Raw genomic sequence first — 20,204 nt, 5'->3', positions numbered from 1 at the left:
CGTCAGATGCTGAGCATTCCAATCAGACGGTCCAGCTGATCCAGCGACGCGTAGTGAATGGTAATCTGACCGTTCTCCCGACCCGGGATGTGGTCAATCTGGACCTTCATCGTCAGATTTGCAGAGAGATCTTCTTCTAGTGCCTTGGTATCTGCGTCTTTCAGCGGCTCCTTGCGTGGCTTTGACGTTTGGCCGCTCTCTCTGAAAATATTGCTAGGACCAGATTTGGCCAATTTCTCCGTTTCTCGGACCGATAGCGACTTTTGAATCACCTGACGGGCAAGGGCGGCTGGATCGTCAACCGTGATGAGCGCTCGGGCGTGACCCGCAGAGAGCTTGCCGTCGCGAACATAGCTCAAGACCTCTTCTGGCAGAGCCAGCAAACGGATGGAGTTTGCAATATGGCTGCGGCTCTTGCCCAGGGCTTCGGCCAGCTTTTCTTGTGTATGGCCGAATTTCTGCATCAACTGCTGATAACCAGAGGCTTCTTCAACAGGATTGAGATCGGCCCTCTGAATATTCTCGATGATGGCGACTTCAAGAACCTCTGTGTCATCAAAGTCGCGGATCAATACCGGTATTTGGTGAAGTTTAGCCATCTGTGCTGCGCGCCAACGGCGTTCTCCGGCGACAATCTCATACTCATCAGCACGACCGGACACCAGTCGAACGATCAACGGCTGAATGATGCCCTTTTCAGAGATTGACCGAGCAAGGTCTTCAAGCAAAGTCGCATCAAAGGACCGCCTCGGCTGATTCGGATTTGGGCGGACCTTTTCCACTGGCACCATGAAATCCGGTCGACGCGGCGCATCATCCTTGCGGGCCGTAACATCGGCAGACACATCCGCCATCAACGCCGAAAGCCCGCGACCCAATCCACGCGGCTGAGATTTCTTGCTGGTCATAGGCTTGTCCTCTCCATTCAGGCCGCGATCCGGGCGCTGTTTTGCATCAACTCCTGCGCCAGATCGCGATAGGCCTGCGCGCCTTTGGACAGGGGATCATAAGAGAGAACCGACATCGCATAGGACGGCGCCTCACTCACCCGGACATTCCTCGGAATGCGCGTCTTGAACACCAGATCCCCCAGATTGTCCCTGGCATCCTGCTCCACCTGCGTCGAAAGATTATTGCGAGCGTCAAACATCGTCAGGACTACACCTTCGATTCTGAGCGTTGGATTTGCGGTCTGGCGTATCTCGCGGATGGTCAACATCAACTGAGACAACCCTTCCAGCGCAAAGAATTCACTTTGAAGCGGCACAAGAATAGAGTGCGCGGCGACCATGGCGTTTACCGTCAAAAGGTTGAGCGAGGGCGGGCAATCAATCAGAACATACTCAAACTCATAGGCGTCCATCGCCGGCTGACGCAACGCATCATGGAGAAGAAAACTGCGTTTCTCATTGGAAATCAATTCGATATCAGCAGAGGATAAATCCACTGTCGCAGGAATGATCGACAGATGATCAACGCCGGTCGGCTGAATGACGTCGTCCAGGGAAATCTCGTCCAAAAGCAGATCATAGGCCGTAAACGTCCGGGCCTCCGCCTCAATTCCCAGCCCGGTCGACGCATTCCCCTGTGGGTCAAGATCGACAATCAGCACGCGGGCCCCGGTCTCTGCCAGTGCAGCGCCAAGATTGATCGTCGTTGTAGTCTTGCCGACCCCACCTTTCTGGTTGGCAACTGCGATGATCTTTGGCCCCTCGGGTCGCGTCGGATCAGGCACGGGCAACTCCTGTGATGGCAAAAACAACCGAACCGGTTTCTGTAACGCTTTTAGCAAGCTGATAGTCAAAGCGCCACTTTCTTTGTGCCGCTTTCAACTCGATTTCCCAGGTAGCGCCCTTTGGAAAGAGCGCCACGCCCTCTGCAGTCAGATGACGTTCAGCAAAAGCCAGAAGCCCATCAAGATCCGCGAGGGCGCGCGCCGACAGGACCGTCGCAGCCTGAGGCTCTGCGCTCTCTATCCGCTCATTGAGAACGGTCGCGGCGGCCCCCGTTTCCCGGATGACCACCCGCAGAAACGCTGCTTTCCGAGCGTCGCTCTCGATGAGCGTCATACGGCGCGGCGACCCGGTCTCTTGTGCGAGCACCGCAACGACAAGACCGGGAAATCCACCCCCAGACCCGAGGTCAACCCAATGTCCGACAGGATGCGGTGCGAGATCGCAAATCTGTGCGGAATCTGCAAAATGTCGTGTCCACATCTGATCAAGACTCGCTTTAGACACAAGGTTGATGCGAGGATTCCATTTGGCAAGAAGATCAGCATAGATCTTAAGCCGCTCCTGTGTTTCACGTGAAACATCAGGCAAGCCTGTCACGCAATCTTCTCCCGCGCAGCTTGCCGCAGCTTTGCCAGAATGAGACTCAGGGCGGCGGGCGTCATTCCCTCGATCCGCCCCGCCTGCGCGAGGTTCTCGGGGCGCACGGTCGTGAGTTTGCTTTTGAGCTCATTCGACAGTCCCTCGATGGACCCATAGCCAAAAGACCTTGGAATAACATAGGATTCGTCCCGCTTCAGCTTCGCGACATCACGGTTCTGTCGCTCGATATATGTCGCATAAAGCGCGTCTTTGGCGATCTGTTTCTGCGTCTCAATGTCGATCACGGCAAACTCAGGATCTAGCCGCACAAGATCATAAAACGCTACATCTGGATAGGATAAGATCTGGAATGCGTTCCTTCTCGCACCGTCATGATTTACATTCAGACCGAGATCTGACAGTTGACGCGGCGTATAGCTGGCTGTTTCCAACCGGCGCCTCGCAGCGCTCAGGCGCTCCATCTTCTCCTCAAAGGCCAGTTTGCGCGGCGCGCTGACGCACCCCAACTCAAGCCCGAACGGCGTCATCCTCTGATCTGCATTATCCGCACGGAGCGATAATCGGAATTCCGCCCGAGAGGTGAACATGCGGTAAGGCTCGCTCACGCCTCGGGTCGTCAGGTCGTCAATCATCACTCCGATGTAGCTATCCGTTCGACTGAACTGAGCGGGCGCACGCCCCAAAGCCTCAAGCGCGGCGTTCAGCCCTGCAACCACACCCTGTGCGGCCGCCTCTTCATAGCCGGTCGTCCCATTGATCTGGCCGGCGAGGTAGAGACCCGGCACAGATTTAACCGCAAGCCGGCTATCAAGCGCGCGCGGGTCGACATAATCGTACTCAATTGCATATCCAGGCTGTAGAATCTCTGCCGCCTCCAGCCCATGGATCGACCGAACATAGGCCTCCTGAACCTCTACGGGCAGCGATGTGGAAATTCCATTTGGATAGATCACGTCATCAGAAAGACTTTCCGGCTCAAGGAATATCTGATGTGAGCTCTTATCAGAAAACCGAACAATCTTATCCTCGATCGAGGGGCAATACCGGGGACCGATACCATCAATATGTCCGCCATACATAGCCGAGCGTCCAAGATTTTCGCGAATTATATCATGCGTTTGCATGTTCGTATGCGTAATCCCGCAAGAGATCTGGCGTGCGGACGGCGTCTTGGACATAAACGAGAAAAGCGTGGGATCGTCATCGCCGGGCTGCTCTTCTAACCGCGCCCAATCAATCGTCTTACCATTAAGCCGGGGCGGCGTCCCGGTTTTGAGACGTCCCATTGCCAAACCGAATCCATCCATACGCTCCGCCAGCGGGATGGATGGGCGGTCGCCCATACGCCCTCCAGGTCGGGACACTTCGCCAATATGAATGACACCGCGCAAGAACGTCCCGGTTGTCAGGATTACAGTAGCACCAGAAATCTCGCTGCCATCAATCAGCCGCACCCCCGCAACGCGCTCACCTTGCATCAGAAAATCGGCGGCCTCCCCCACAATGACGCTGAGTCCTGAGCAGCTTTCGATCTCCGCAAGCATCTCTTCGCGATAAATCTTGCGATCCGCCTGCGCTCTTGGCCCCTGAACAGCAGGGCCTTTCCGCCGATTGAGCAAACGAAACTGAATGCCGGCGCGATCTGCGACACGCCCCATCACGCCATCCAGCGCGTCAATCTCACGCACGAGATGTCCTTTGCCCAGGCCTCCGATGGCCGGGTTGCACGACATGACGCCAATTCCGGCCCGGGTCAATGTAACCAACGCCGTGCGCGCGCCCATGCGTGCCGCAGCATGCGCGGCATCAGCACCGGCATGCCCGCCTCCAATGACAATGACGTCAAAATGTTTCACGTGAAACACCTTTCATTTGCCCAGACAAAAGCTGGCGAAGATCTCATCCAGAACGGTTTCGACATCAATGCGTCCTACCAGAGAATCAAGCGCGCGAATAGCCACCCGCAGTTCTTCCGCAGCGATCTCGGCCATTACCTCGCCTAGTGGCAGCGTGTCCAGACTGACTTGCAAAGCTTTGAGGCCACGCGCCATCGCCTGCCGATGCCGCTCGCGGGTCGCAAGCCCCGCTCCCATGGCCCGCGCTCCCAGAACAGTTGCAATCCGATCGACCAATTCCGATAGGCCCGCCCCGGTCTTTCCGGATACAGCACCCGTTAGATCGCCGGAAATGTCCGCTTTGGCCCGGACGACAATATCCTCAGCCTCTGGCGCGAACTCAAAGTCGCCACCCTCTTCAATCAGGAACACGCGTAGATCCGCCTGTGCCGCGCGCGCACGGGCGCGCTCTATGCCAATAGATTCCACTGCATCTGTAGTTTCTCTCAGCCCAGCCGTGTCAAGCAACGTCACCGGGAGCCCCGCCAAATCCATCCGAACTTCGATCACGTCTCGCGTGGTGCCAGCATACTCAGAGGTGATCGCCGCATCTCGGCCGGCCAACGCATTGAGCAATGTCGACTTTCCAACATTCGGAGCTCCCACGATTGCAACCTCAAAGCCCGTTCGAATTCTCTCACTCACCGAAACGCCAGCGATTTCGGCCTCAAGCCCCTGAATCACACCCTGAATTAGGTCGGTGACCTCTGGCGAGACGTCCACCGGCACCTCCTCGTCGGCAAAATCAATGGTTGCCTCCAATAACGCCACGGCACGAATCAAACTGCGACGCCATTTTTCACATCTTTCCCCAAGAGCACCAGAAAATACCCGCAGGGCTTGCTTACGCTGCGCCTCCGTCTCGGCCTCAATCAGATCGGCCAGCCCCTCGACCTGCGCCAAATCCAGCCGTCCATTCTCCAATGCGCGCCGGGTAAACTCTCCAGCCTCGGCAGGGCGCAATCCGTCAATCCGCCCAAGATTCGCGAGAACAGACGCCACGACCGCGACACTTCCGTGCAGTTGAAACTCTGCCGTGATCTCGCCGGTAAAACTCTCGTTCTTAGCAAAAATTAGCACCAAAGCCTGATCGAGCCGCTCGCCGCCTTCATCCCGTAACACCCGCAACACCGCGCGACGTGGTTCAGGCACATCCCCACAAAGTCGCCGGCAGGCCTCGGACGCCAGGGGTCCGCTGACCCGAATGACGGCCACGCCTGCTTTCCCCTGAGCCGTCGAAAGCGCATAGATCGTGTCCATCGGAACGCCTCCGCCTCAGTGCAGACCTCAGGTGTTCATCGAATCAAAGAATTCAGCATTCGTCTTGGTCTGCTTCAGCTTCGACAACAAGAACTCGACCGCGTCTGTCGTGCCCATCGGATTCAGAATGCGCCGCAGGACAAAGGTTTTCTGCAAATCGCCCTTGTCGATCAACAGATCCTCTTTCCGCGTGCCGGACTTGAGAATATCAATCGCCGGGAACACGCGCTTATCCGCCACCTTGCGGTCCAACACGATCTCAGAGTTGCCTGTGCCCTTGAATTCTTCAAAGATCACCTCGTCCATCCGGCTTCCCGTATCAATCAGCGCCGTTGCGATGATCGTCAGCGATCCACCCTCTTCTATATTCCGCGCTGCGCCAAAGAACCGCTTGGGCCGCTGCAACGCATTGGCATCCACCCCCCCGGTCAGAACCTTGCCCGAGGACGGCACAACCGTGTTATAGGCCCGGCCCAATCGCGTGATCGAATCAAGCAGGATCACGACATCCCGCTTATGCTCCACCAATCGCTTCGCCTTCTCGATCACCATCTCGGCGACCGCCACATGTCGCGTCGCGGGCTCGTCAAAGGTCGAGCTGACGACCTCACCCTTGACCGAGCGCTGCATATCCGTCACCTCTTCCGGCCGCTCATCAATGAGCAAGACGATCAGATAGCATTCCGGATGGTTCTTCTCGATGCTATTGGCGATATTCTGCAACAACACCGTCTTACCCGTCCGCGGCGGCGCCACGATCAGTGACCGCTGACCCTTGCCGATCGGAGCCACAAGATCAATGATCCGCGCCGAACGATCCTTGATGGTCGGGTCTTCAATTTCCATCTTGAACCGCTCATCGGGATAGAGCGGCGTCAGGTTGTCAAACGCGATCTTATGCCGGGCCCGTTCCGGGTCCTCAAAATTGATCTGTGTGACCGAGGTCAGCGCGAAATACCGCTCGGTCTCATCGGGCTGCTTCATCTGCCCTTCAATCGTATCGCCAGTCCGCAGCGAATATTGCCGGATCATATCGGGCGAAACATAAATATCATCCGGACCTGGCAGATAATTGGCCTCTGGAGAGCGGAGAAATCCAAACCCATCCTGCAACACTTCCAAGACCCCATCGCCGTAAACCGTCCAGTCCTCTTCGGCCCGCTCCTTGAGGATCGAGAACATCATCTCGCCCTTACGCATGGTCGAGGCGTTTTCGATCTCCAGCTCTTCGGCGATCGTCAACAGCTCCTTGGCGGTCATTGCCTTGAGGTCAGCGAGGTTCAAACGGTCTTCAGACATGATAATTCCTATGGTGACACCCGATACCGGATGCATCTCTCAGTCATTGATGGGAATTCAAAAGCCACCAGGACGGTAGCCCAACGCCTACATAGGCAACCCCGCCCCATTCGTCAATCTGACTCAGAACTTGACCACAACCGACAGCACGATCACCACCATCGCCAGCGTCGGCACCTCATTCATTATCCGATGCTGACGCCCGGTGCGCGTATTGGCTCCCCGCGCGAACTCTTTGCGCCGTGCGCTCAGCCACATATGAAACCAGGTCATCACAAGGAGTCCTCCAAGTTTCGTGTAGGGCCAAACGGATCCCCAATCCACGATCCCCGGCGTCATCACGAGGAGCAGACCAAACGCCCAGGTCGCGATCATTGAGGGCGTCATGATGAACCGCAAGAGCTTGTATTCCATAACTTGAAACACCGAATCCCGGCTATCACCCGGCTGCGATTGTTCGGTATGATATACAAACAGGCGCGGCAAATAGAACAGGCCCGCCATCCATGCGATGACCGACATGATATGAAACGCTTTGATCCATGGATAGGTCACACTCAAGAGATCAGACATTCAATGCTCCATTCCGTCCTGATCCTCTTAAATATTAATAGATAGATTAGAAAGGATGTAGTGTGATGAAGAGAGCGTGAAATCTGTGGATCATTATGCTCTCCACAGACCCATGCACAGGTGGATAACTCTGTTGGTAAATTTCAGTAACCGAAAAACGAAAATGAAATTTTATCAATATTATGTTTTTACATCAGTTGTTTACAAATAAACAATCAAAACTGGTATCATCACATCCGCTCTGGATAACTTTCTGTGCCTCGCCGCCATCCCCATACCGCAGTTATCCTTTCCCACAGGGGATAGACCGCCGCGAGTCCTTCCGGATACCCCGAGTTTTCCCCCGCATCACAGATGGGATGGATTTTCACCTTAATTGTTCCTAAGAAACCCCTAACGTTATGCAGCAGGTTATCCACATGAGCGCACCGATCATTCTGGCCTCGGGGTCCGCCATCCGACAGACCTTGCTGCGCAATGCCGGCCTCACTTTCGAGTGTGTCACGCCCCGCGTCGACGAAGACACGGTGCGCACCGCTCTTCTGGCCGAGAATATGTCGCCTCGCGACATTGCCGATGCCTTGGCTGAACTCAAGGCAACCAAGGTCAGCGCCAAACATCCCGACGCTCTGGTCATTGGATGCGACCAAGTGCTTGATCTTCAGGGGCATTTGCTCTCAAAACCGGAAACCGCCGATGCAGCGCGCGCGCAATTGCGTGCCATGCAGGGCAAACGCCACGACCTTCTGTCTGCTGTTGTGATCTGTCAGGCCGGTCGCCCCCTCTGGCGGCATGTTGGACTGGCGCGCATGACGGTTCGGCCGTTTTCCGACGTATGGCTCGACGGCTATATGGCGCGAAACTGGCCGGATATCGCAGAGTGTGTCGGAGCCTACAAGCTCGAGGCCGAAGGCGTGCGGCTGTTTTCTCGCGTGGAAGGGGACTATTTTACAGTGCTTGGCGTGCCGCTGCTCGACCTTCTATCCTTTCTCACCCTTCGAGGAGACCTCCAACAATGAGCGATGATAAGAAGCCTTTGGCCAGAATTCCATTGGCTGGCGTGATCGGGTCCCCCATTGCCCATTCCAAATCGCCGCAACTGCACGGCCACTGGCTCAGGTCGAATGGCATAGCAGGCTATTACATTCCGATGGATGTCTCGGGCCCGGATTTGGCAGATGTGTTACGAACCTTGCCCAAACTGGGGTTCGTGGGCGTCAATATCACTGTCCCGCACAAGGAACGCGCGCTCGATCTGGCGGATCTCGTCACGGATCGCGCCACATTGATTGGCGCCGCCAACACGCTCATCTTCCGCAAGGACGGCAAGATCCACGCTGACAACACCGATGGCTACGGCTTCATCCAGAACCTGCGCCAGAATGCCCCCACTTGGCAGCCAAATGCTGGTCCTGCGGCGGTCTTTGGGGCGGGTGGGGCGGCACGCGCCGTGGTGGCGTCGCTGCTCGACGTCGGCGTACCCGAGATCTTGATTTCCAACCGAACCCGCATTCGCGCCGAGTCGCTGCAATCCGAGTTTGGCAAACGCCTGACAGTGGTTGATTGGGTGCAGGCCGGCAACATGCTGGAAGAGGCGACGACAGTGATCAATACCACGTCACTTGGCATGATCGGCAAACCCCCGCTGCGTGTGCCGCTCGATGGCCTGCGACGGGGCGCGCTCGTGACGGACCTCGTTTATGCGCCGCTCAAGACGCGGTTCTTGATTGAGGCCGAGCAAATGGGATGTGTGACGGTCGATGGCCTCGGCATGCTCTTGCATCAGGCGGTGCCAGCGTTCGAGCGGTGGTTTGGGGTCCGCCCCACCGTCGACAGCGCCACACGCGCCGCCGTCTTGCGATGACCTTTCTTATCGGCCTGACGGGCTCTATCGGCATGGGCAAATCCACGACGGCGCAACTCTTCGCGGAAGAGGGCTGCGCAGTCTGGGATGCCGACGCCGCCGTTCACCGCCTCTACGCGCCCGGCGGCGCGGCAGTCGCGGCGTTCGCCGCCGCCTTCCCCGATGCAATCCAGGACGGCGCGGTGTCCCGGACCCGCCTGAAAGAGATCATATCCCGTGACCCAGATGTGCTCGGCCGGATCGAACGGATCGTGCATCCGCTTGTCGCACAGGACCGCGCCGACTTCGTACACAACCAGGGGACACAAGGTACAAAGCGTACCCCTATCATTGTGCTCGATATCCCCCTTCTGTTCGAAACGGGGGCTGATCGCGAGATGGACGCCATTGTCGTTGTCTCGGCCCCACCGGAGGTGCAGCGTGCTAGGGTTCTGGAGCGGGGTAAGATGACCGAGGTTCAGTTCGAGAACATCCTTCAAAAACAAATGCCTGATACTGAAAAACGTACCCGCGCTGATTATGTGATCGAAACCGACACCCTTGAATCCGCCCGCCAACAGGTGCAGGCTGTGTTGGCGGATATCAGACGAAAGAGCATCCATGCGTGAAATCGTCCTGGACACGGAAACCACTGGTTTTGAACCAGAATCTGGCGATCGCATCGTCGAGATCGGCGCTGTTGAGCTTTACAATCACATGCCCACGGGCCGCACGTTTCACAAGTACATCAACCCACAGCGCGCCATGCCCGAAGCAGCCTTTGCCGTGCATGGCCTGGGCGATGATTTTCTCCGCAACAAGCCCTTATTCACTGAAATCGCTCAGGAATTTCTGGATTTCGTGTTGGATGCCAAGCTGGTCATCCACAACGCCGCCTTTGATATGAAGTTTCTCAACGCCGAATTGGGCTGGCTCAAACTGCCGCATCTCCCTTGGGAGCAGGCCATCGACACCCTCGCCATCGCGCGCCAGAAATTTCCCGGCTCCCCGGCTTCTCTGGATGCGCTATGTCGCCGGTTTCAAATAGATAATTCCGCGCGCACTCTGCACGGCGCGCTGCTCGACTCAGAAATTCTGGCAGAGGTCTATCTCGAACTGATCGGCGGGCGTCAACCAGATTTTGCGCTCTCGAGCGCGTCATCCACCAGATCCAGTGACATGACTGAGCCTGGCGTCTGGCGACCTCATCCAAGACCCGCCCCCCTCGCGCCGCGTCTGACAGAGGCTGAGGCCTCCGCCCATCAGGCCTTCGTGGCCAGGATGGGCGAGGCCGCTCTCTGGCGCAAATCGTCTTAGGCGTCAGCCTTCGGTGCAGCTGCCTGTGCCTGACGGCGCGCGATTTCTCCACGATAAAGCTGAACGAAATCAATATTTTCAAGGTTCAGCGGCGGGAATCCACCGTCATGTGTCACGTCGCTGACAATCCGGCGAATGAAGGGAAAGATCATCCGTGGGCATTCGATCAGAAGGAAGGGATGCAGCTGATCATCCGGCACGCCTTCGATGTGAAAGACACCGACATATTCCAGCTCCAGAACGAATAGAACCTCATTCGCAGCTTTGTTTCTGGAGTTGATGTTGAGTTTGACGACCACCTCATATTGATGCTCGACGCTGCGTTTCTTGGCATCGAGATTGACGGACACCTGAACATCCGGCTGGACTTCCCCGCCGGTGCCCCGCTGCGCCAAAACATTTTCAAAGGACATGTCGCGGATAAATTGCGACAGGATGTTCATTTTCATCTGCGGCGCTTGCTGTGCTGCACCATTTTCCTGATCGGCCATGGAAACCTCCTCATGGGACTATGCCGGGTTTCCCTTATCAGGACCACGGCTCTGCCTCAATGGTGATCCCGCGCCGTCTTGAGATTCAGCTTTTCCAAGGCTGCAAACAATGACTTGCGAAAAAACGGCTTTGCCATCACCAGATTTTGATCGCGCGGGATCAATGCGCCAAGAACTTCCTGTTCCGGGCGCCCGCTTAAAAAAAGGATGGGGAGGTTGCCCAGACCGCTCCGGATATACTCCAGCTCTCGCGGTACGGCCTCCAGCCCCCCGATGTGGTCGGCGTCAATGATCAGAAGCGACCATCTCTCCGGCCGCGCAGTCAGATCGCCGATCATGGTGTCGTGGTCCGAGCAGAGATGAACTTCACACTCATATTCCGCCAGCCATTCACAACATTTGCGGCTATCCCTGTCGCTCGCCGCGCTGACCGCCACGCGGCGCACGCGATTCAGGCGTTCTTGCTTTGGCTGATAGGAAATCCAAACCGCTGGGTCTGTGTCGATAAGTCGGTCATAGGATGTAACGGCCACGGTAGGATCACGGCGCGCCGCGGGACGCCAGTCTGTTTGCAAGACAAAGTAGCCTCCGACCACAAGCAAGACAAAGCTCAGTTGACTTGCATAGGCGATCAGGACGGCCCACCAGACTGATCCGACAGAAATGACACCAGCGGCAAAGGCGAATGCCGACACCACAACGCTCAGCATAAGGACCCCAAAAGCAAAACTTGGCTTGGACTTTCCGTCACCATGCGAACCATGACTGCGGTCGGAATTCGCAGTCTCACACGGCGCTCCATAGCGCGGTTTGGAAATCATCCTATTCAAGGCATTCTCTTTTGGCGGGTTCCCTCGAGACTTGGCGAAACACAACCAACGATAGCAACGGACTGGTCACACGGAAATGCGATCATCGCACGCCCTATACAAGCAACAGAGACACACCTTACGCAAAACATTGAAACCACAAGATATAAAATTCAAAAGCACAGCCACCTGACAAAGGTACCAAACCGATCGCACATGTTAAAGTGGATATTAAGAACGAACCTATGCGGGCAGATGTTTGCCGAGCAGACCGCACCAATCTGATGCGCAAGGCTGCAACGATGTCGCGATTGCCCACTCTACGATCCGAAATGCGTCATCACTTAGCTTGAAGCTCTGCGCAGCAGCGGTGCCATCACAAGCGGTGTGAGGTACATTGGCACCTGATAACACCCAATGAAAAGCAGCAAGTCAGAGGCCGTCTCTGGCGGCAAAGCCCCGAGAAAGAGCGCCAGGTTGCGATTACCGGCGATGACTGCCATAGCCGGTGCTGCCTCGCCCTGACCCCGTCGCGTCAGAGTTAGATACACAGCGACCTGTGCGCCGAAATTCAGGCCACAGACCACCGCAAGCGTCACCCAGACATCAGACGTCGAGTCACGGAGCGCTGGACCCACCGCTGACATTAATCCAATCACGACGAAGGCCATCACCGCCGTTATCACGCCTTCTACTGCCTTTTCGCCGTGCGCCGTCCGAAAAAACGCCGCACGCTTGCGGAGCAAGAGCCCCGCTCCCCCGGCCAGCGCGATCACCAGCAAGAGCTTTAGAGCGGCCATCGCCACCACTTCGGGTGCGCCAAAGACTGGCATCAACCAGAACACCGGGATCACCGTGAGAGGCAAAAGCATTGTTCCAACAATGAGTTGCCGCAAAGCAGGAGCGGGATGGCCTCCGACCATGAGCGTTAGCCCGGGACTGCCCGTGAGCGGTGCCGCTGCAAGGACGAGCACCACCCCGATACCCAGAACTGAGGCCAATCCACCGGATACCCACAAGAGACCAATCGCCATTACGGGCATGACCATCTGCATGACCACCGTAATCCCGAGATATCCCGGAACCTCGCGCCAAGCCGGAAAGGCGTCCAACACGTCAACTCGCAATGTGCTGAGAAATAGCAGAAAAACGACCATTGGAAAGATCAGGGGCGCCATGGATCCGGCGAAGTCAGGAGCATAAACACCCCCAATCAACCCGAGCACAAGCACCAGTCTCCCGTGCCGCGCCAATGCGTGCAGCAGGGGGATCAAATCGCTGCCGCCCCGCGTGCCGCTTGATCATAGCCGCCGGATAGCGCGCGCAGCAGCGCAGCAAGCCGGGAAATCTCCGCCTTGTCCACGCCCATCTGTTGGACGGATCGCACCAGCAGTGCCTCGCGGACCCGAGCATATTGGGCGCAGTACTCTTGCCCGGCCTCGGTGATGGTGATGGTCTTTTCCTTGCCGCTGCGGCCAGATCGGACAAGACCCTGTTTCTCCATCTTTTTCACGGCATAGTTGACCAGATGCGTATCCTCGATATTGAGGACAAGACAGATATCGGCAAGGCTCTTGGCGCGCTCCCGGTGATGCACCAGATGCACGATCAAAACCTCCAGCGGTGTCAGGCCCGGCATCCCCGCCGCCGTCATGCAACGGACCATCCAGCGTTGAAACGCATGGTTTGCCATGGTCAACGCGAATTCCATCTCCGAAAGCTCCGGCAATCCTGAATTGGCCAGATGCGCAGATGAGACGACTGGCCCTAACGGGCGAGCATTGTCTGAGGAATCCATAGGGCAATCTCCGGAAACAGGGTCAGAATGGCCGTGGCCAGAACCAAGAGCAGAAAGAAGGGAAAGGCATAGCGCGCGATCTCGAAAATGCTGCGCCCGGTGATGGATTGCAGCACAAAGAGGTTGAATCCCACCGGTGGCGTGATCTGGCTCATCTCGACCACCAGGACAAGGAAAATGCCGAACCAGATCGGATCGATCCCAGCGGCCAAAACCATCGGCAGGATGACCGATGTGGTCAGCACGACGATGGAAATCCCGTCTAGGAACATGCCAAGGATAACAAAGAACACCACAAGCGCCGCAAGCAGCAGATTGGCCGAATACCCCTGTTCTCCAATCCATGTCGCAAGCGCGCGCGGAATACCGGTATAGCCCATGGCGACCGTCAAAAAGGCTGCACCCGCTAGGATAAAGGCAATCATGCAGGTCGTGATCGTCGCCCCGCGCAGCGCCTCCCACGCACTTTGCCAATCAAGCGAACCGCCCAAGGCCGAGAGGATCAACGCGCCAAGCACACCCACAACGGCCGCCTCAGTAGGCGAAGCGAGGCCCGCGTAAATCGAGCCGATCACGGCGACAATCAACAGGATCGTTGGACCAAGAAGCGTGATAGCGCGCAGCTTCTCGGTCCATTTCGTCTGAGGTTCGCGTTCCGGCATGCGGTCCCGGTTCATCAGCGCCCAGATCATCGTATAGCCCGAGAAAAGTGTCGCGAGCAGAATCCCAGGTCCGATCCCGGCCAGAAACAGCCGCGCGATGCTCTGTTCCGTCGCGGCCCCATAGACGATCAGAATGATCGAGGGCGGAATGAGAAATCCAAACGTGCCAGATCCCGCCAGAGTGCCGATGATCATCCGATCATCATAGCCCCGCTTGGTCAGTTCCGGCACCGACATCCGCCCAACAGTTGCCGTCGTGGCAGCGGACGATCCCGAGACTGCGGCAAACAGCGCGCAGCCAAAGATATTGGCATGGAGCAACCGACCCGGCAACCGCCCTGTCAGCGGTGCAAGGCCCGAGAACATGTCCGACGAGAGCCGCGAGCGAAACAAGATCTCACCCATCCAGATGAACATCGGCAGCGCCGTCAGATCCCAGATATTGAGTGCGCCCCAGACCTTGGTGCCAAACACCAGCTCCGCTGGCGCAGAGCTGGCCAGTGTCATCGCAACAAGCCCAACGGCGATCAAAGCGAACCCAACCCAAAGACCGAGCGCCAGAATGCCAAAGAGCACGACCATCAGGATCAAAGACAGAGTTTCAATGCCCATCCTGAATGCCTTTCTTGTCTTCTGCGCGCTGGAATGCGGGCTCTCGCCCGCGCAATACTGCGACCAACTCGTCGCAGAGGGCCAGCCAGAACAGGGCCAAACCCAGCACCATGACCGACTGTGGCACCCACAGCGGAAACTTTGCCATCCCAAAGGACACGGCGCTAAAGGTCCATGAATCCCACGCCTGCACGCCCGCGCTGTAGAACGCAAAACCGCAGAGCCCAAGGGCAAGCAATAGCGCCACGGCAGCCAGAAACTTGGCAATGCCGGGTGGGACGGACTGTGACAAGAGCGTCACCCGCACATGCCCGCCAGCTCGCAATGTGCCCGCCAAGGCAAGAAACACTGCGCCAACAAACAGGAACCCCCCAAGCTCCGACAGCGATGTGATCGCGATACCTACCGGCTCTTGACCAAGGGCCAGCAATGTCTTGTCGATCACCCGGCCCAGCACCTGCACCAGAACCAGCAGAGAAATCGCTACCAGCGACAGGGCAGCCAGCACAAAACCCGCGCCGTAAAGACGGTCAAGCAGCCCGCGTAGCATCCGCAGCCCCCCATTGTCAGTGATTGGTGGCGCGGGACAATGCCCGCGCCTCTGCCGTTCAGCGCGCGGTGTAGGCGGACAGGATTGCCTCTCCGGCATCGCCGGCGCTCGCCTTCCACTCTGTCGCCATGGTTTCCCCGATCGCACGCAGCTCACGCGCCAGTTCCGCGGAGGGTGAAGACACCTGCATGCCATTTTCCTTGAGAATGGCGATTTTCTCTTCGGTTTCTGCCATCGACATCTGCCAACCCCGCGCTTCGGCCATGGCAGAGGCTTCAAAGAGCGCCTGCTGTTGCGCTTCGGTCAGCGCTTCAAACGCTTCGGCGTTAACAAAAACCATGTTCTTGGGTAGCCAAGCCTGCGTATCGATATAATGGCTGACAAAATCCCATGCCTGCGACGCTACGCCGGTCGAGGGCGACGTGATCATCGCAGCAACGCGCGAGGTCGAGAAAGCGGTCGGGATATCACCGGCCTCAACTGTGGTCGGAACGGCGCCCATCAACTGCGCCAGCCGCTCTGTTGCAGTGTTGTAGGCGCGGAAGCTGACACCTTTCATCTGCTCGACCGACGTCACTTCCTCGGTCAGATAGAGGCTTTGACCCGGCCATGGCACAACATAAAGCAGAACCAACCCCTGCTCCATTAGCTTGGCACTGATCTCGTCCCGCGAGGCATCCCAGAGCTTTTTGGCATCGTCATAACTCGCCGCCAGAAATGGTACCGAATCGACCCCGAACACCGCATCCTCATTGGCCAGTTGCGACATCAGAATTTCGCCGATCGGTGCCAAACCCCGGCGCACGGAATCGCGGATCTCGGGATGGGCATAGAGCGAACCCGCCGAATGCACGGTGATGGTCAGCTCACCATTGGTCGCAGTTGCAACATCTTCGGCAAATTGCATGATATTCTGCGTGTGAAAGACCGAATCGCCATAAGGCGTAGGCATATCCCACGCCGTTTGTGCCTGCGCGGCCCCAAAGCTGAGGGCAAAGGCCCCCGAGAGGGCAAGTGTGGTAAGGTGTTTCATTGTCGTCTCCCTGATTGAGCGATGTGACCGGTTGTAGCCCCGGTTCAAGGAAAGCTTGACGGATCATTTATAATTTGTCAACAAAATGTAAATGAAGCACAACGGGGATGGATGAGATGAACAAGATCTGGGATTTCTGGATTGATCGTGGCGGCACATTCACCGACGTCATCGGGCGCAGTCCCGAAGGTAGCATTGAACCGCTCAAGCTATTGTCCGAGAATCCAGAGGCGTATGACGACGCCGCGATTGAGGGTATCCGCCGTCTCTTGGGCGGTACGATTGACGCTTCCCGCATCGGCACGGTGCGCATGGGCACCACCGTGGCAACCAACGCGCTCTTGGAGCGCAAGGGCGATGCCACGGTTCTCTTGATCACGCGCGGCTTTCGCGACGCGCTGCGCATCGCCTATCAGGCACGGCCTGATATCTTTGCCAAGGAAATCCTGCTGCCCGAACAGCTCTATTCCCACGTAATTGAGGTGCCTGAACGCCTGCGCGCTGATGGCACGGTTGAAACTCCGCTCGACCTGACAGCTATCACCAAAGGTCTGACCGAGGCCCGCGCCGCAGGGATAGATGCCGCCGCTATTGTCCTCATGCACGCGTGGAAAAACCCCGCGCACGAACTGGCCTTGGCCGACGCGGTGCGCGATGCAGGCTTTGCGCAGGTTTCGGTTAGCCACGAAGTCTCGCCGTTGATCAAGCTGGTAGGGCGCGGCGATACGACCGTGGTCGATGCCTATCTCTCGCCCATCCTGCGCCGCTATGTGGCGCGGGTGGCATCGGCGCTTGGTGCGACGCCGCCGGGCGAACCCGGCCCCACACTGCAATTCATGATGTCTTCGGGGGGCCTCACCGCAGCCGAGCGGTTTCAGGGCAAGGATGCGATTCTCTCCGGCCCTGCCGGGGGCGTTGTCGGCATGGCGCAGACCGCTGCGATTGCCGGGTTTGACAAGGTCATCGGTTTTGACATGGGCGGCACCTCGACCGATGTGGCGCATTACGCGGGCGAATATGAACGTGCCTTTGACACCGAAGTGGCAGGCGTCCGCATCCGCGCGCCGATGATGCGCGTGCATACCGTGGCGGCGGGCGGCGGCTCGATCCTTCATGCCGAACCGGGGCGGTTTCGCGTGGGCCCTGATAGCGCCGGCGCCTATCCCGGCCCCACCTGTTACCGCAATGGCGGGCCGCTGACCGTGACCGACGCCAATGTCATGCTGGGCAAGCTCAACCCCGATTTCTTCCCGCCCATCTTTGGCCCCGATCAGGATCAACCGCTGGATCGTGATACCGTTTCGGCGCGCTTTGCAGAAATCGCCGCAGAGGCGGGCGACGGCAAATCGCCCGAAGAGGTGGCCGAAGGCTTTGTGCGCATCGCTGTGGAGAACATGGCCAACGCGGTCAAGAAAATCTCGGTGCAGCGCGGCTATGACGTGACCCGCTATCTCTTGAATTCCTTTGGTGGCGCGGGCGGGCAGCATGCCTGCCTCGTGGCTGACGCTTTGGGCATGGAAAAGGTTCTGATCCATCCGCTCTCGGGGCTTCTTTCGGCCTATGGGATCGGTCTGGCGCGCGTTAGCGCGTCACGGCAACAGATGGTGGTAGAGCCATTGGATGAGGGCAGTGATAGCGTCATCACAAGCGTGCTCGATGATCTGACTGCGCAGGTGATGCAGGAAATGCAGGCCCAAGGCGTGACTGGGGCTGAAACCCGTCCGCGGCTCTATCTGCGCTATGATGGCACCGATACCGCCCTGCCGGTGGCCTATGACACCCCGGCGCAGGCGCGCGCCGAATTCGAGGCGGCGCATCTGGCGCAGTTCGGTTTTACCACACCCGACAAGCGCGTGATCATCGACAGCGCCGAGGTCGAGGCCACCGATACCGTCCTTCCCGACGCCCCCGAGAGTGAGGCCGCCCGCCAGGTGGCTGAGGCGCAGACCGACACGCGCACACGGCTCTTTTGCAACGGCGATTGGACCCCTGCGAGCGTGTTCCGCCGCGCGGGTCTGACACCTGGCAATATCGTCACCGGGCCCGCTCTGATCATCGAGGAGAACCAGACCATCGTGATCGAACCCGGCTGGCGTGCCGAAATCACAGCGCATGACCATGTGCTCTTGTCGCGCCACGAACGGATGGCGCGCGATATGGCCATCGGCACGACCGAGGCCGATCCGATTCTGCTTGAAGTCTTCAACAACCTCTTCATGTCGATTGCCGAACAGATGGGCGTGACCCTGCAAAACACCGCACAATCGGTCAACATCAAGGAACGTTTGGATTTTTCCTGCGCGGTCTTTGACGCCACGGGCGCCTTGGTGGCCAATGCCCCGCATATGCCGGTGCACCTCGGCTCCATGGATCGCAGCGTCGAGACGATCATTCGCCTGAATGAAGGCGATATTCACCCCGGCGACGTTTTTGCCCTCAACGCGCCCTATAACGGTGGCACGCATCTGCCCGACATTACCGTTGTCACGCCGGTCTTTAACGAGGGCGGCGAAAGCATCCTCTTTTGGGTGGCATCGCGCGGCCATCATGCTGATGTCGGCGGGACGGCCCCCGGCTCGATGACGCCGCTTGCGACCACGGTGGATGAAGAAGGCGTCTTGATCGACAATCTCAGGCTGGTGGAAAAGGGACAATTCCGCGAGGACGCCTTGCGTGCGATCCTCGGTGATCACCCCTACCCCTGCCGCAACATCGACATGAACGTGGCCGATCTCAAGGCGCAGATTGCCGCCAATGCACGCGGGATCAACGAGCTCCGCAAGATGGTCGCCAACTTCGGCCTCGACGTGGTTCAGGCCTATATGGGCCATGTTCAGGACAACGCCGCCGAGGCGGTCGCGCGGGTTCTGGAAAAGCTGTCGGACGGTTCCTATGACTATGAAACCGACACAGGACAGGTGATCCGGGTCAAGATCACCGTCGACCGCGCCGCACGCGAAGCGACGGTGGATTTCACGGGCACATCCGAGGTCCGCAAGAACAACTTCAACGCGCCAGAGCCTGTGACGCGCGCCGCCGTGCTCTATGTCTTCCGCGTGATGGTCGAGGCACCGATCCCGATGAACGCAGGCTGCCTGCGCCCGATCCGGATCATCGTGCCCGAAGGCTCGATGCTCTCGCCCCGCTATCCGGCGGCCGTGGTGGCGGGCAATGTGGAAACCTCGCAGCATGTGACCAACGCGCTCTTTGGCGCGATGGGGGCGATGGCCAACAGTCAGGGCACGATGAACAATCTGACCTTTGGCAATGACGAGTTCCAGTATTACGAAACCATATGCTCTGGCTCGCCCGCCGGTCAGTTCAACGACGGGCGGCAGTTCCACGGCACTTCGGGCGTGCACGTGCATATGACCAACTCGCGCCTGACCGATCCTGAGATCCTCGAGTTGCGCTTTCCCGTGCTGCTCGAGAATTTTGCCCTGCGTCCGGGTTCGGGCGGCAAGGGGGCGGCCAAGGCCGGCGATGGCACGATCCGCACGTTGCGGTTCCTGACCCGGATGGATTGCGCCATTCTCTCATCCCACCGCAACCGTGCGCCGCAAGGGGGCGCGGGCGGCAGCGAGGGCGAGGCGGGCCGGACCGAAGTGCGCCGCCTATCGGGTGCAATAGACGTGCTGAACGCCTGTGATCAGACAGTGCTTGAGGCGGGCGAAGCCGTGACGGTGATCACGCCGACTGCGGGGGGGTTTGGCCGGGTTTGATCCC

19 protein-coding genes are annotated in these 20,204 nt (G+C 58.1%); 5 read left to right on the top strand and 14 right to left on the bottom strand.

What is annotated here, in order from left to right; genetic code table 11:
• Positions 1-2 precede the first annotated feature (2 nt).
• The 7 genes from ACSSVY_RS00210 to hemJ all read right to left on the bottom strand — a co-directional run bounded on the left by ACSSVY_RS00210 (position 3) and on the right by hemJ (position 7,363).
• The gene (locus ACSSVY_RS00210; protein ID WP_454267369.1) at positions 3-908 is read right to left on the bottom strand and encodes a ParB/RepB/Spo0J family partition protein; all 906 of its coding nucleotides are present in this window, start codon (positions 906-908) and stop codon (positions 3-5) included.
• A 17-nt stretch (positions 909-925) separates the two neighbouring features.
• Positions 926-1,735 carry a ParA family protein gene (locus tag ACSSVY_RS00205; protein WP_454267368.1) on the bottom strand — a complete coding sequence of 270 codons (810 nt, stop codon included), beginning with the start codon at positions 1,733-1,735 and terminating at the stop codon, positions 926-928.
• Complete coding sequence (gene rsmG, locus ACSSVY_RS00200; protein WP_454267367.1) at positions 1,728-2,333, bottom strand: 16S rRNA (guanine(527)-N(7))-methyltransferase RsmG; 606 nt, start codon at positions 2,331-2,333, stop codon at positions 1,728-1,730. The genes ACSSVY_RS00205 and rsmG overlap by 8 nt, the downstream gene beginning before the upstream one ends.
• Positions 2,330-4,192 (bottom strand): tRNA uridine-5-carboxymethylaminomethyl(34) synthesis enzyme MnmG, encoded by a 1,863-nt coding sequence (mnmG, locus tag ACSSVY_RS00195; RefSeq protein ID WP_454267366.1) that lies wholly within the window; start codon positions 4,190-4,192, stop codon positions 2,330-2,332. The genes rsmG and mnmG overlap by 4 nt, the downstream gene beginning before the upstream one ends.
• Before the next feature lie 12 nt (positions 4,193-4,204).
• On the bottom strand, positions 4,205-5,491 hold the full coding sequence (gene mnmE, locus ACSSVY_RS00190) for a tRNA uridine-5-carboxymethylaminomethyl(34) synthesis GTPase MnmE (RefSeq protein ID WP_454267365.1): 1,287 nt from the start codon (positions 5,489-5,491) through the stop codon (positions 4,205-4,207).
• Positions 5,492-5,518: 27 nt separating this feature from the next.
• Positions 5,519-6,790, bottom strand: coding sequence for a transcription termination factor Rho (rho, locus tag ACSSVY_RS00185; RefSeq protein ID WP_045685915.1), 1,272 nt, complete (start codon positions 6,788-6,790; stop codon positions 5,519-5,521).
• Between the two features lie 123 nt (positions 6,791-6,913).
• Positions 6,914-7,363, bottom strand: coding sequence for a protoporphyrinogen oxidase HemJ (hemJ, locus tag ACSSVY_RS00180; protein WP_454267364.1), 450 nt, complete (start codon positions 7,361-7,363; stop codon positions 6,914-6,916).
• A gap of 419 nt (positions 7,364-7,782) precedes the next feature.
• Between hemJ and ACSSVY_RS00175 the strand changes: the two genes are divergently transcribed.
• The 4 genes from ACSSVY_RS00175 to dnaQ are packed head-to-tail and all read left to right on the top strand — an operon-like array spanning position 7,783 to position 10,523.
• Entirely contained in the window at positions 7,783-8,382 is a 600-nt protein-coding gene (locus ACSSVY_RS00175; protein WP_454267363.1) for a Maf family protein, read from the top strand.
• Entirely contained in the window at positions 8,379-9,227 is an 849-nt protein-coding gene (locus ACSSVY_RS00170) for a shikimate dehydrogenase (RefSeq protein ID WP_454267362.1), read from the top strand. The genes ACSSVY_RS00175 and ACSSVY_RS00170 overlap by 4 nt, the downstream gene beginning before the upstream one ends.
• On the top strand, positions 9,224-9,835 hold the full coding sequence (gene coaE / locus ACSSVY_RS00165; protein ID WP_454267361.1) for a dephospho-CoA kinase: 612 nt from the start codon (positions 9,224-9,226) through the stop codon (positions 9,833-9,835). The genes ACSSVY_RS00170 and coaE overlap by 4 nt, the downstream gene beginning before the upstream one ends.
• Positions 9,828-10,523 carry a DNA polymerase III subunit epsilon gene (dnaQ, locus tag ACSSVY_RS00160; RefSeq protein WP_454267360.1) on the top strand — a complete coding sequence of 232 codons (696 nt, stop codon included), beginning with the start codon at positions 9,828-9,830 and terminating at the stop codon, positions 10,521-10,523. Before coaE ends, dnaQ begins: the two co-directional genes overlap by 8 nt.
• On the opposite strand, the gene secB is transcribed toward dnaQ, so the two are convergent.
• From secB to ACSSVY_RS00125, 7 genes are all read right to left on the bottom strand, one after another.
• Complete coding sequence (gene secB, locus ACSSVY_RS00155) at positions 10,520-11,014, bottom strand: protein-export chaperone SecB (protein WP_454267359.1); 495 nt, start codon at positions 11,012-11,014, stop codon at positions 10,520-10,522. The genes dnaQ and secB overlap by 4 nt on opposite strands.
• A gap of 56 nt (positions 11,015-11,070) precedes the next feature.
• On the bottom strand, positions 11,071-11,889 hold the full coding sequence (locus ACSSVY_RS00150; RefSeq protein WP_454267358.1) for a hypothetical protein: 819 nt from the start codon (positions 11,887-11,889) through the stop codon (positions 11,071-11,073).
• Between the two features lie 278 nt (positions 11,890-12,167).
• Complete coding sequence (locus tag ACSSVY_RS00145; protein ID WP_454267357.1) at positions 12,168-13,001, bottom strand: hypothetical protein; 834 nt, start codon at positions 12,999-13,001, stop codon at positions 12,168-12,170.
• A gap of 92 nt (positions 13,002-13,093) precedes the next feature.
• Positions 13,094-13,534 (bottom strand): winged helix DNA-binding protein, encoded by a 441-nt coding sequence (locus ACSSVY_RS00140; protein ID WP_009816771.1) that lies wholly within the window; start codon positions 13,532-13,534, stop codon positions 13,094-13,096.
• Between the two features lie 56 nt (positions 13,535-13,590).
• Positions 13,591-14,895 (bottom strand): TRAP transporter large permease, encoded by a 1,305-nt coding sequence (locus tag ACSSVY_RS00135; protein ID WP_454267356.1) that lies wholly within the window; start codon positions 14,893-14,895, stop codon positions 13,591-13,593.
• Positions 14,885-15,445, bottom strand: coding sequence for a TRAP transporter small permease (locus ACSSVY_RS00130; protein WP_454267355.1), 561 nt, complete (start codon positions 15,443-15,445; stop codon positions 14,885-14,887). The genes ACSSVY_RS00135 and ACSSVY_RS00130 overlap by 11 nt, the downstream gene beginning before the upstream one ends.
• Before the next feature lie 58 nt (positions 15,446-15,503).
• Positions 15,504-16,478 (bottom strand): TRAP transporter substrate-binding protein, encoded by a 975-nt coding sequence (locus ACSSVY_RS00125; RefSeq protein WP_454267354.1) that lies wholly within the window; start codon positions 16,476-16,478, stop codon positions 15,504-15,506.
• A gap of 116 nt (positions 16,479-16,594) precedes the next feature.
• Between ACSSVY_RS00125 and ACSSVY_RS00120 the strand changes: the two genes are divergently transcribed.
• Positions 16,595-20,200: a hydantoinase B/oxoprolinase family protein gene (locus ACSSVY_RS00120; RefSeq protein WP_454267353.1), complete on the top strand. Its 3,606-nt coding sequence runs from the start codon at positions 16,595-16,597 to the stop codon at positions 20,198-20,200.
• Positions 20,201-20,204: the final 4 nt, after the last annotated feature.

The sequence above is a fragment of the Roseovarius sp. MBR-51 genome, from assembly GCF_053628575.1.
Note: the sequence above shows the minus strand (reverse complement) of the source record. Positions and strands in the feature narration are given on the sequence as shown.